This is a genomic window from Kitasatospora purpeofusca (genome assembly GCF_034043715.1).
Taxonomy (GTDB): Bacteria; Actinomycetota; Actinomycetes; order Streptomycetales; family Streptomycetaceae; genus Kitasatospora; species Kitasatospora purpeofusca_A.
In genome coordinates this window covers 45,835-57,710 of the sequence record NZ_JAXCLC010000059.1, presented here as the reverse complement: position 1 = coordinate 57,710, position 11,876 = coordinate 45,835, and the positions used below count along the sequence as shown (strand labels likewise).

Annotated in this window: 13 protein-coding genes; 3 read left to right on the top strand and 10 right to left on the bottom strand. The window is 75.1% G+C overall.

The genetic code is table 11. The features are described from left to right. From SM793_RS26710 to SM793_RS26695, 4 genes are all read right to left on the bottom strand, one after another. On the bottom strand, positions 1–265 hold a 265-nt coding region (locus SM793_RS26710), incomplete at its 3' end, for a helix-turn-helix transcriptional regulator (RefSeq protein WP_320440829.1). Next, positions 266–781 (bottom strand): DUF6879 family protein, encoded by a 516-nt coding sequence (locus tag SM793_RS26705; RefSeq protein WP_320440828.1) that lies wholly within the window; start codon positions 779–781, stop codon positions 266–268. It abuts the gene before it with no gap. A gap of 263 nt (positions 782–1,044) precedes the next feature. Next, complete coding sequence (locus SM793_RS26700) at positions 1,045–1,920, bottom strand: FAD-dependent oxidoreductase (protein WP_320440827.1); 876 nt, start codon at positions 1,918–1,920, stop codon at positions 1,045–1,047. A gap of 138 nt (positions 1,921–2,058) precedes the next feature. Further along, a complete protein-coding gene (locus tag SM793_RS26695) occupies positions 2,059–2,559 on the bottom strand; it encodes a hypothetical protein (protein ID WP_320440826.1) in 501 nt (166 codons plus the stop codon). A 327-nt stretch (positions 2,560–2,886) separates the two neighbouring features. Here SM793_RS26695 and SM793_RS26690 point away from each other — a divergent pair, with 327 nt between their 5' ends. Next, entirely contained in the window at positions 2,887–4,572 is a 1,686-nt protein-coding gene (locus tag SM793_RS26690) for a hypothetical protein (protein WP_320440825.1), read from the top strand. A gap of 7 nt (positions 4,573–4,579) precedes the next feature. Next, complete coding sequence (locus tag SM793_RS26685; protein WP_320440824.1) at positions 4,580–5,227, top strand: PhzF family phenazine biosynthesis protein; 648 nt, start codon at positions 4,580–4,582, stop codon at positions 5,225–5,227. A gap of 95 nt (positions 5,228–5,322) precedes the next feature. Here the strand turns inward: SM793_RS26685 and SM793_RS26680 are convergent, their stop codons facing one another. The 4 genes from SM793_RS26680 to SM793_RS26665 all read right to left on the bottom strand — a co-directional run bounded on the left by SM793_RS26680 (position 5,323) and on the right by SM793_RS26665 (position 8,917). Continuing rightward, positions 5,323–5,970: a VanZ family protein gene (locus SM793_RS26680; RefSeq protein WP_320440823.1), complete on the bottom strand. Its 648-nt coding sequence runs from the start codon at positions 5,968–5,970 to the stop codon at positions 5,323–5,325. Positions 5,971–6,207: 237 nt separating this feature from the next. Continuing rightward, positions 6,208–6,639 (bottom strand): hypothetical protein, encoded by a 432-nt coding sequence (locus tag SM793_RS26675; RefSeq protein ID WP_320440822.1) that lies wholly within the window; start codon positions 6,637–6,639, stop codon positions 6,208–6,210. After that, complete coding sequence (locus SM793_RS26670) at positions 6,636–8,150, bottom strand: HAMP domain-containing sensor histidine kinase (RefSeq protein WP_320440821.1); 1,515 nt, start codon at positions 8,148–8,150, stop codon at positions 6,636–6,638. The genes SM793_RS26675 and SM793_RS26670 overlap by 4 nt, the downstream gene beginning before the upstream one ends. An 89-nt stretch (positions 8,151–8,239) precedes the next feature. Next, entirely contained in the window at positions 8,240–8,917 is a 678-nt protein-coding gene (locus SM793_RS26665) for a response regulator transcription factor (protein WP_045938110.1), read from the bottom strand. A gap of 600 nt (positions 8,918–9,517) precedes the next feature. Here SM793_RS26665 and SM793_RS26660 point away from each other — a divergent pair. Next, positions 9,518–10,210 (top strand): SigE family RNA polymerase sigma factor, encoded by a 693-nt coding sequence (locus SM793_RS26660; RefSeq protein WP_413816038.1) that lies wholly within the window; start codon positions 9,518–9,520, stop codon positions 10,208–10,210. A gap of 243 nt (positions 10,211–10,453) precedes the next feature. Here SM793_RS26660 and SM793_RS26655 read toward each other — a convergent pair whose 3' ends face one another. Both SM793_RS26655 and SM793_RS26650 read right to left on the bottom strand, forming a co-directional pair. Further along, on the bottom strand, positions 10,454–11,092 hold the full coding sequence (locus SM793_RS26655; RefSeq protein WP_320440820.1) for an ATP-binding protein: 639 nt from the start codon (positions 11,090–11,092) through the stop codon (positions 10,454–10,456). A 47-nt stretch (positions 11,093–11,139) separates the two neighbouring features. Beyond that, on the bottom strand, positions 11,140–11,556 hold the full coding sequence (locus SM793_RS26650; RefSeq protein ID WP_320440819.1) for a hypothetical protein: 417 nt from the start codon (positions 11,554–11,556) through the stop codon (positions 11,140–11,142). Between the last annotated feature and the right edge of the window lie 320 nt (positions 11,557–11,876).

The window sequence follows — 11,876 nt, the reverse complement described above, 5'->3', positions numbered from 1 at the left end:
GCCGCCGCCGGGGGGGCGCCCCCCCCCCCCCCCCCCCCCCCCCCCCCCCGTCCCCCGGTGCCACGCCGAGTGCGCGAAGAATGGATTCCACCTCGGTGAGGCGCGGGACTTTCCGCCCGGTTTCGATCTTGCTGATCGTGCTCTGGGACGGACCGCAACGCCGAGCGAGCCGGTCTCCACTGAGACCGGCTCGCTTACGGAGATCGCGGAGCAGCCGGGCCAGATCGGCCTTCGACCGATCCAGTTGCTCAGGGGCGAAGGTCACTCACCCATAATCCTTCACGTACTCCAGGAAAGGAACGGACTCGGCGATCGCCAGCCGTTTCCAGGCGGAGTAGGGAGCGGCGTCGCCGTCGTGGATCCGGCGGCCGATCTGGGTGCCGTCCGGGCGGTAGTCCATCAGCACCGTACGGCGGTCGTCGAAGAGCCAGAAGTCCTGGTCGGGCAGGCCGGGGTTCGGGCGGTCGGTGAGGTCGAGGATCCGGACGTCTTCCCCGGCCTCGACGTTGTGGCGGTAGTGCGCGAACTCGTAGCGCAGGTAGTCCGTCAGGGGGCGCGTCAGCATATGGACCCGGCCGACGCGCCTACCCGTCTCCCGGTATCCCCGGACACGTGCTGTCCAAGCTGCGGTTGCCTCGGCCGTCAGGGGCTCGCCGGCCAGGAAGCGACGGAGTCCTTCGTCCTCCTGCGGCATCGTGTAGACGGCGAGGGTCTCCAGGCGCCAGGCGTCGAACTCCATGGCGTCGAAGTACGTCCGCCAGGCATCACCATCCAAGAACACGGAACGCCTCCCGCAGGATCTCCTCCGGGATCTCGCCCGATCCCTCGCCGCTGTCGCCACGTGTGAGGCGGATCAACCCCGGCCTGGCGGACATGGTGAACCCCCTTGTAGGTGTGCCTGGTTGGACAGATCGAGAGTGACGTTACGCGCCGTGGCTGTGCGGTGACCATCCGATGGGGCGGCTATTTCCGTTCTCGCCTAAAGATCTTGACTGGAGCAGGAAGTCGGACCCGTCGACCTCCTGCTCCGCAGCGGGTGCACGGTCAGCCGGGCAGGCGCAGGGCGTAGTAGGCGTTTAGCGCAGCATCGGCGCCGGAGCCGGTGGCGGTCATGATGCGTTGGCCTCGGGCCGAGCGCAGGTCGCCGGCCGTGAGAACCCTGGGGTGCTGGCGGTCGGGTGGGCAGTAGCCGTCCTCGCCCCGGACCAGGGTGCCGGGCAGAGCAGCGGGGCGGACGCCCAGGTTCACGAAGACCAGGCCGGGTGCGAAGGTGCCCAACTCGCCCGCCACGAACTGGCCTTCGGGGGAGCGGCGGAGGTCGAGGGTGTCGGTCTCCAGCAGGGTGACCCGCGGATCGTCGCGGACCTCCTCGGCCTTGTAGGCGTCGCCGGGCGGGTGCGGGACGAGCAGGTCGAGCGGGATATCGGGGTGGGCGCGCAGCAGGGTGCCGAGGGGCCGGTCGGCGCCGAGGACCAGGGTCCTGCGGCCGGTCAGGAGTGCGGCGTCCGCCTCCCAGAGCGGCGGTGGCGCGTCCACGGCGGAGGTGAGCCAGGTGGCCTCCTCCGGCCGGGCCGCGCGGACGCCGGTGGCGACGATCGCGTACCGGCCGCGCACGGCGGCTCCCGGGGTGGCGAGGTGGACGGTCACGCCCTCGTCGTCGGCGTGCAGCTCGGTCGCCGGGGTGCCGAGCAGGAGGTCGCAGGAGTCGGCGACCCGCCGGACGTCCGCCGCGACGGCGTCCGCGAAGGCGGTGCCGGTCGCGAAGCCGAGCACATTGCTCACCGCCGGGACGCGCCGCAGGGTGGCGCCGGGCTCGCGCCGCTCGACCAGGGCCGACCGCAGCCCGACGCTCGCCGCCATCACCGCCGCCGCACAGCCCGCGGGCCCGCCGCCCACGATCACCAGGTCGTACGTCACCACGGTCCGAACACCCTCCGCCGTCGGCGACCGACACCCGGTCGCCCGATCCCGCCCGCACCGCGCAGCGTAGTGCGGGCGGGAAGAGTAAAGGAGGGGACCCGGCCGGCGCCCTGGTGAGGGGGCGCCGGCCGGTCGGGGTCAGCCCTGCGGCGGGGCCGGCGGCTGGTACGGGGCGGCGGTGGGAGCGGCCGGGGCGGCGGCCTGGTACGGCGCGGGCTGCGGGTACTGGCCACCCTGCGGGTACGGCGCACCCTGCGGCGGGTACTGGCCACCCTGCGGCGGGTACTGCGCACCCTGCGGGTACGGAACACCCTGCTGCGGGTACGGCGCGTTCGGCTGGTACGGCGGGGCGGCCGGCGTCTGGGAGCGCGTGACCAGTGCCTTCACCGCGTTGGCTATCAGCACCACCGGCAGGATGAACGCCTTGAAGAAGAGCACATAGCTGGCGCCGTCGAAGACGAACGCCAGGTAGTACGCGTAGCCGGCGAAGCCGAGGCCGACGAGCACGTTGAGGAAGCGCCAGCCGGCCTTGAGGCCGCCGAGGTTGACGGCGCCGATGACCAGCAGGGCGATGCCGCTGATGGCCAGCAGGACGACGTACCAGGAGAAGAGCGGGTCGACGTCGAAGTCGAGGTTCACGAGTGGTTCCTGTTGTTGCCGGGATCGGGCGGGCGCGAACGGGCGGCCGCCGGGGGACGAGTGGCGAGAGTACTGGAGCGCGATGACATCCGTCCTCACGATTTCATCACGGTGTCATCGCCGAATCCGCCCGGCGAACCTCCCTTCCACCCCTTGAAAACCGCTCAGGAAGCGGCCGTGCGTTCGGATATGATGCGCCCGTCGCTGGTGGTTGGGGGGCGAAGCAGCGACCCGGGTGAGAGTCCCGGAGCGGCCTCCCGCTTCGGCGAAACGGCCCGCTGCCGGGTTCGTCGGGTTCGCCCGCCTTTTCTTCCCGTGAGGTCTCCCTTGCGTACTCAGCACCGCAGATCCCTGGCCCTCGCCGCCGCTGCCACCCTGGTCTCGGGCGCGGCCCTGACCGCCGCCCCCGGTGCGGCCGCACTGTCGCGCTCCGGCGGTAACGGCGGTAACGGCGGTGTCGTCCTCGGCGCGCTCGGCGGGGTCGGCACCCCGGGGCCGGTCGGGACCCCGGAGCGGCGCAGCCCGGTGACGGTCACCGTCGCGGGCTTCCCCGGCACCCTGACCGCCGGCGGTCCGGCCGCCGAGTTCACCGCCACGCTGCGCAACTCCGCCGACCACGCGGTCGACGTCACCACCGGCTTCGTCGTCGCGAACGTCGATGCCGGGATCCGCGGGAACCAGCTCACGCTCGACTACCAGTCCCCCGGCGGAGCCTCCTGGAAGCCCGCCGCCCCCGGCTCCGGCGCCGGCACCGGCGCCACCTGGAACCTCGACACCTTCGCCACCCGGCTGAGCCTGCCCGCCGGCGCCTCCGCGACGTACCGGCTGCGGCTGGCCGCCACCGCCGACGCGCCCGCCGGCCGGGCCACCGGCGGGTTCACGGCGGTGGTCGCCGACCCGACCCTGCCGCCGGAGACCCGGATCACCGAAGCGGCGAGCCCGCAGCGCGAGTTCACGGTCGCCGCGGCCACCCCCACCGGGACGCCGACGACGGCCCCCGCGCCCGGCGTGCCCTACCTCGGCCTGGACGCGGTGCCCGGCTCCTTCACCGCGGGCGCCGAGCCGAAGCCGTTCCGGCTGACGCTCACCAACCGCAGCGGCAAGGATGTCGCCTTCCTGCCCGAACTGACCTTCCGGGGCAAGGCCCTGCCCGCCGCCGAGGCGGTGAGGCTGGAGTTCCGGGCACCCGACGGCGAGTGGCTGCCGGCCGTGGACAGCGGCCAGGGCGGATCCGGGCGGCTGACGCTGACGCTGCGCACGGGCGACAAGGAAGCCTCGCTGGTGCGGCTGCGCGACGGCGAGTCCCGGACGCTGAACGTGCGGCTCGCGTTCGCCCAGGACGCCCCGACGGGGCTGGTCTCGCTGCTGCCGGCGGGGAACAGTCTCCCGCTGGTCGGGACCGGAACCGGGGTGCCCGCCGCCGGTTCGGCGGTCGACATCACCGTGGCCGCCCCCGCTCCGTCCGCCCCGTCCGCCGTGCCGAGCGCCCAGCCCGCCGAGACCGGCGGCTCGCCGTCCGCCCCGGCCGCGCTCCCGGCGGCCGAGCCGCCCGCACCCGCCACCACCGCGCCCGGGGTCGGGCTGGCGGCGGTCACACCGTCCGCGGACCCCAGTGGCACGCCGGCGGCAGTCCCGGTCTCGGAGGTCACGCAGACGCCGCCGAGCGCTGCCGCCGCCCCGGTTCCGGCGGTCACGGTGACCGTGGCGGCGCCCCCGGCGCCGTCCGTGGACCTCGCCTCGACCGGTGGCTCGTCCACCGACACCCCGATGGCGATCACCGGCGCGACCTCGATCGCGATGGGCATCGGCACCCTGGTGGTGGCCCGCCGGCGGCAGCGGACCCGCCCGGCCGCCGTCCGGACGCCGTTCCCCGTCGGGGGGCCGGCGGCGGGGCCGGGCCAGTACCCGGCGCCGGGTGGTCCGGCGGCTCAACCGGACGGCCGGACCGGCCCCGGCGCGGGCGTGACCCCCGGCCCGCGCGACCGCCGCGCGGGCCCGACCGGACAGGAGTGACCGCGGCATGGCCGACCACGAGGTGCTGTACGTGTTCTGCGGCCCGGACGGCGCGCACGGGAACGCGCTGGGCGTCGTCCGGGACGGCGCGGCCGTGCCCGCCGAGGCGGACCGGCAGGCGATCGCCAGGCGGCTCGGTTTCAGCGAGACGGTGTTCGTCGACGACCCGGAGAGCGGCGCGATCGACATCTGGACCCCGAGCCTGCGCCTCCCGTTCGCCGGCCACCCGTGCGTCGGCGCCGCGTGGCTGCTCGGCGTGGACCGACTGGTCACCGCCGCGGGCGTGGTCGGGGTGCGGCACGACGGCGGGTTCACCCGGGTAGCGGCGCCGGCCGCCTGGGCGCCGCCGCGCACACTCCGCCGGTACGCGACGGCGGCCGAGGTCGACGGGCTGGCGGTGCCGCCGCCGGGCGAGTGGATCTACGCCTGGGCCTGGCAGGACGAGGCGGCGGGCACTGTCCGCGCCCGGGCCTTCCCGGGCCGGGGCGACGGCATCGACGAGGACGAGGCGACCGGCGCCGCCGCGCTCCTGCTGACGGCCGAGCTGGGCCGGGGGCTGACCGTCACCCAGGGGCTCGGCTCGCAGCTCGTCACCGGGATCACGGCGGAGGGGCTGGTCGAGGTCGGCGGCCGGGTCCGCCGGGCGGACCGGTAGCGAGGTCCGGGAACGTGGTCCGGGAACGTGGTCCGGCAAGGCGATCCGGCAGCGCGATCAGGTAGTGCGATCCGGGAACGCGGACCGAGCGGTGGTCAGCCCCGCCGGGCGGGGCCCGGCGAGCCGAGGCTGAGCAGCGGTTCGGCCTTCCGCCCGGGGTGCGCGGCCGAGGCGGCGGCCCTGGGCGGGTTCGGGGCGGTGACGGGCGCGCCGTTCGGGGCGATGACGGGCGCGCCGTCCGGGGCGGGGGCCGTCCACGGGAGGTCGCCGATCGGGCCGCGGGGGTCCGCGTCGCGCCGCAGCAGCAGGACCCGGCCGACGGGTACCAGGGCGAGGTGGGTGGCCGCGACGCCGACGACGGCGAGCAGTATGTGGTCGACGTTGAGCACGTGCCCGGGCGCCCACGAGGAGAGGAACTCCAGTGCCGTGGCCAGCAGGGCCGAGGCACCGGTGGTGCGCAGGAAGGACGGGAACCAGGGGCTCCCGAGCCGGCCGCCGGCGAGCGGGAGGAGGACGCCGAGCGGGGCGGGCAGCAGCAGCTCGCCGAGCAGCCGGCCCGCGGAGGAGAAGCGGAGCGAGGCCAGTGGCGTCAGGTTGGCGTCGTCGACCCAGGCCACCGGCAGCGGTCTCAGCACCAGCCAGCCCAGCAGCAGCAGGTGGAGGGCGAGGCCGAACAGTCCCACCGCCCGTAGTCGACGCCGGTGGTGCTGGACGGCCGTCGCCCGTCCGGTCTCGGTCCGCACGTCGGCACGCTCCCCGCGTGTCCTGGTGCCATCTCGCTGCACGGGGGGAAGGACGTGCACCGGCGGCGTGACGGTTCCACACCCGGCGGGAACTTTGCGTCGCACGCCGGGGGCCCCGCCCCCCGCACCCGGCGGAACCGCCGGGTGAGCCCCCGGGCGGCCCTCCCGGGCGGCCCTCCCGGACGGACCGGCGACCGGTCCCCGCCGGTCCGCACCGCCCCCCACCGGCGACCGCCCCTACCGGCAGGGCGGCGCCGTGGTCGAGGCGGAGGGCGACGGCAGCGCGCCGAACACGTTGTCCGCCGGACCCGTCGGCGTCACCGGCCCCGTCGGGGCCGCCGGAGACACCCCGGCGGGCGAGGGCGCCGCCGCCGACGAGCCGCCCGTCGGGGTCGCGCGCACCGGGGCGGTGGCCGCGGGCGAGGGCGCGGCAGCCGGCGGCGCGCCGTGCGCCGACGCGGCCTGCGGCGGGCCGCCGACCACCCCGGACGGCGTGCTCGGGGCCGTGGGTATCCGCGCCACCGTCGGACAGGCCGTCCGGCTGGCCGGCGCACCCGCGTCGACCGGGACGGCCGTCGGACGGATGCCGCAGCCGGCGGCCAGCAAGGCCAGCCCCACCAGCGCGGCGGCGGCGAACGGGCGCCGCAGCGGGCTCGCTCCTCGGGTCACCGGGCACTCTCCTCGGCGGTGTCGTCGGACGGCGGCGGAGGCGGCTGGGTCAGCGGCAGGGTCAGCGTGAACACCGCCCCCACCTCGCCGTTCGCGGCCGTGATGGACCCCCCGTGGATCTGCGCGTTGGCCATCGCGATGGACAGGCCCAGGCCGCTGCCCTCCGAGCGCGCCCGCCCCTTGTCGGCCTTGTAGAAGCGGTCGAAGACGTGCGGCAGCACGTCCTCCGGGATGCCGGGGCCGCTGTCCGACACCGCGACGACCACCGTGTCCCCCTCCTCGCGCACCCGCACCCGCACCGGCGAGCCGCCGTGCTTGAGCGCGTTGCCGATCAGGTTGGCGAAGACGACGTCCAGCCGGCGCGGGTCGACCACCGCCAGGATGCCGCGCGGGGCGTCCAGCTCGACCGCGTCGTACCAGGCCCGGCCGTCGATGCAGGACATGAGCAGGTCGGCGATGTCCACCTCGTCGGCGACGAGCCTGGCGGTGCCCGCGTCGAAGCGGGTCACCTCCATGAGGTTCTCCACCAGGTCGGAGAGCCGCCGGGTCTCGCTGACCACCAGGCGTACGGCCGGCTCGATCATCGGGTCCAGCGACTCCGCCTCGTCCTCCAGGATGTCCGTCACGGCGGTCATCGCGGTCAGCGGGGTGCGCAGCTCGTGCGACATGTCGGCGACGAACCGCCGGCTCTGCGCCTCGCGCGCGCTCAGTTCCTCGACCTGCCCGTGCAGCGACTCCGCGGTCCGGTTGAAGGTCCGCGCCAGATCGGCGAGTTCGTCCGAACCCTCGACCTCCAGCCGGGTGTCCAGATGGCCCTCGCCGAGCCGCCGGGCCGCGTCGCCCAGCCGCTTGACCGGCCGCAGCACCGTCGCCGACGCGGCCTGCGCCAGCAGCGCCGAGCCGATCAGCGCCAGCAGGGTGGCGATCGCCAGCGACCAGCCGAGCGTGTTCAGGTCGGCCCGCTCGTTCTCCAGCGACTTGAACATGTACGCGGTCGGACCGGTCGTCACCACCTTGGTGCCGCCGATGACGAACGGCCGCCCGTCGAGGTTCTGCCGCTGCCAGTACAGGTGGTAGGTGTACCGGTTGGACTCGGTGAGTTCGCGCGGCTTGCCGACCGCCGTCCGCAGCGCGGTCGGCACACTGGCGACCGTGTACTGCGCCGGGCTGGACGAGGCGACGCAGTCCGGCAGCACCGGATCGGCCACCACCACGTCGTAACTGAGGCCGGAGCTGGCGACGGTGCTCGCGAGCGCGTTCAGGTCCTCGCAGGTGGCGTTCAGCGGCAGGTTCGACACATTGCGGCTGAGCGAGACCCGGAAGTCGTTGAGCGCGGTGTCCTGGGCCCGCTTCAGCACCGCGTCGCGGTTGAGCCAGTACGCGATGCCGGACGCCGAGACGGCGGTGAGCAGCGCGACCGCGGCGAACACCGCGATCAGCCGCACGCGCAGCGAGCGCAGCCGGCGCCACGGGCCCGAGGAGAACCGGGCCGTCGTCTGTTGGTCAGTCACAGGAGCCTGTCATTACGGAGGTCAGCAGCGCGCGCGGCGGGATATCGCCGGCGTCGGACGGAGGTGGGCCGGCGCGCCGGCCGGGCCGGTCACGCCGGCGGGTCCAGCCGGTAGCCGACCCCGCGCACCGTGCGGATCAGCGTCGGCGCCGAGGGCACGTCCTCGACCTTGGCCCGCAGCCGCTGCACACAGGCGTCCACCAGCCGGGAGTCGCCGAGGTAGTCGTGCTCCCAGACCAGGCGCAGCAGTTGCTGCCGGGACAGGGCCTGGCCGGGCCGCCGGCTGAGCTCCAGCAGCAGCCGCAGCTCGGTCGGGGTGAGCTGGAGGTCCGCGCCGTCCTTGGTGACCGTCATCGCCGCCCGGTCGATCACCACGGTCCCGTACACCGACGAGTCGGAGCTCTCCCGCTCGCCGCGCCGCAGCACGGCCCGGATCCGGGCGTCCAGGACGCGGGGCTGTACCGGCTTGACGACGTAGTCGTCCGCGCCCGACTCCAGGCCGACCACGACGTCGATGTCGTCGGACCGGGCGGTGAGCAGGACGATCGGCAGTTGGTCGGTGCGGCGGATCCGGCGGCACACTTCGAAGCCGTCGATTCCGGGCAGCATGACGTCCAGCACGATGAGGTCCGGCCGCTGCTCCTTGAAGAGCCTCAGGCCGTCCTCGCCGGACGCGGCGGTGGCCACGCGGTGGCCCTGGCGGGTGAGGGCGAGTTCGAGGCCGGTGCGGATGGCGTCGTCGTCCTCGATCAGAAGGAGGAATGGCACGGCCTCATTCTGGCTCACCCGGAGCGGTGAATCACCCCCTACCGTCCGCCCGGGGGCCGCACCCGCCCCACCCGCCGCGCGGGCGGGAACCGGAACGCCCGCTACCGGCGTCCGTCAACGGCGGGACAGCACTCGGGACGAAAGCCCCGGCCCTGTGACAGCCCTGTGACAGTCGACGGACAGCGCCATCACAACCGGCGGGCAGGATTTTCCATGTCGCCGCAGGACAGCGGGCCAATCGGCCCACTGGACGGCGGCAACGGAACGCTCGTACCGAACCCGAGGGGGCGCACGATGAACGCCACGCTTCAGACCCGGACCAACCCGGCCGTCCGGACCGCGCGTTCGTCAGCGACCGCCCACCGGAGCCGGTTCGAGACGGGGGGCGAGGAGACCTCGGGTGCCGTGATCGCACGGGGGTGCGCACACAGCACCGGTGCGAGCACTGTCGTCCGCCGGGTGAGCGGCGGCGGCAGGACGGGGGAGCTGTACGGGATCGGCCACCGGGGGAACGCGGCCGACTCCGCCGCGACCTTGACGCTGCGGGGGATCCTCCCCGTCCGCGTCGAGGGCGCGGACGCCCCGGCGGGGAACCGGGGCATCGGGGGAACCGGCCTGCGGAAGGCCGACTCGGGGGAGTCGGCCGGCCGCGAGGCCGCCGGTGCGACGCTGCTGCGGCTGAACCCCGCGGCGGCCCGCACCACCGAGCGGGCGGCGGCCGGGGCGGCGTTCACCGCGGCGCAGGGGGAGCGCCCGGCGGCCACGGAGGACCACATCACGGAGTTCACCGCATACGTGCGTGAGCGCCGCGCCTCCCTCTACGCCACCGCCTACCACCTCACCGGTGACCGCCACCAGGCCGAGGACCTGCTGCAGAGCGCGCTCTTCAGCACCTACCGGGCCTGGGGCCGGATCACCGACAAGGCCGCGGTGGGGGGCTACCTCCGCCGCACCATGACCAACCTGCACATCTCCGCCTGGCGCCGCCGCAAGGTCAACGAGTACCCGACCGAGGAGCTGCCGGAGACGGTCGGCGACACCGACGCGATGGGCGGCACCGAGCTGCGCGCCGTGCTCTGGCAGGCGCTGGCCAAGCTGCCGGAGAACCAGCGGACCATGCTGGTGCTCCGCTACTACGAGGGCAAGACCGACCCGGAGATCGCCGACGTGCTCGGCATCAGCGTCGGCACCGTCAAGAGCAGCATCTGGCGCGCGCTGCGCCGGCTGCGCGACGACGAGCAGCTGAACACCTCGGGCGACACGGTCCGGGCGTTCGGCGAGCTGGTCGCGTAACGCGACCGGGACAGGACTCCCGTCGGGGGACGGGTAGCAGGACGGACACGGTCCAGGCGGCGCCGGCTCGGGGGAGCGGCGGCGTCGGGGGGAACCGTGACCGTCCGGGGAAGGCGGCGGGCCCGGTGCGGGGGAGACGCACCGGGCCCGCCGTTCCCCGTGCCCGGCGCACCGCGCCGTTCGTGCCGCCGTTCCTGGCCGCTGCGCCGGGCCGTCGCTTCGTGCGTCGCTTCGGGCCGCCGTTCAGACCGCCGAGAGCTCCCCGGCCCGGGCCGCCGCGCGGATCCGCCGCTCGGCCTCGGGCCCGGCGCACGGACGCGCGCCCAGCGCGACCTGGCGGCCGATGATGCCCCGCTCCGCCCGCATCAGCCGCCAGCCGCGCCGCACCAGCACGGGCAGCGACTTGCGGCCCTCGCGGACGTCCCGGCGCAGCCGCCACCAGGCGGTCGTGAGCGCGCCGTTGCGCAGGCACAGCGCGTCGCCCAGCAGCTCCGCGGCGGCGCAGTCGGACGTGATCTCGGCCGCGAAGATGCCCTCGGCGACGAACGCGGCGGCCCCATCGAGCTCCAGCACCCTGGTGGAGACCCGGCCGTTGTCCGGGATCGAGTACACCGGCACCTCGGCCCTGCCCGTGTCGCACAGGGCGCGGATGGCCGCCAGGGCCTGGTCGCGGTGCCAGGCCAGCGGGGAGTCCCAGTCCACCGAGCCGTCAGGCAGCAGGGGGAGGCTGGGGTCGTCGCCGTCCTTGTAGAAGTCGTCGAGCTGGAGCACGGGCAGGCCGCTGCGCTCGGCGAGCGAGGACTTCCCGGAGCCGGAGGGCCCGGACAGCAGGACCACCCGGGCAGGGGCTATCGGCACAGGGTTCAGCGGGGAGTCACTCACGGGACACCAGTCTGACGCATCGGGGCCCGATGCCGAAACCCCGCGGATCACACCGTCCGCGCGGCGGCCGGAGCGAGGAGCGCGGCGTGCAGCAGCGGCAGGTACCGGCTGTCGACCTGGAGGTACACCGGGTGATCGGCGCCGGGCGCCCGGTACGCGGTGGCGGCCCAGTCCTGGTCGTGCCAGGCGTCCGGCTCGGGGGCCTCGAAGGTGCCGCCGACGGCCAGTTCGAGCCGGTCGCGGTCGCGCGCGGTGAAGGTGGCGGCCGGAGCGCCGGGGGCGAGCCGCAGCCGCCCGGCGACGTAGCCGGGCCGGTCGGGCCGGTCGGGCCCTTCGGCGCGGGCCGAGCAGGGGATCCGGACCGGGCGCCCGGCGGCCAGCCGGCGCTTGGCGCGGGCCACCCGCAGTGTGCGCAGGAACCCGTCCGCGACCAGTGCCATCAGCTCGCCGGCCAGCTCTCCCATGGACCTTCTCCCCCTCGGTGCGCGGTGTCGCCCCAGTCTGCGCGGGCCGTCCCGGGCGCCGGCAGCGTCGAACGGCTCGACCGGGCGCGACGAAAGTCGAGGGCCGAGGCTGCCGATGTCGGCCCGGCGGCCTCGGACGGGCCCAGGAAACGGGACGGGCCCAGGAAACGGGACGGGCCCGGGAAATACGACGGACCCGCGCCAGGGGGGGAGAGGCGCGGGTCCGTCCTGTGACCGTCCGGGCCCTGGGGGGGTGAGGGCACGGGGGACGGCCAGTCTGTGGAGTTGTCACCGACTCGCGGTCACGGAGCGTAGCAGCT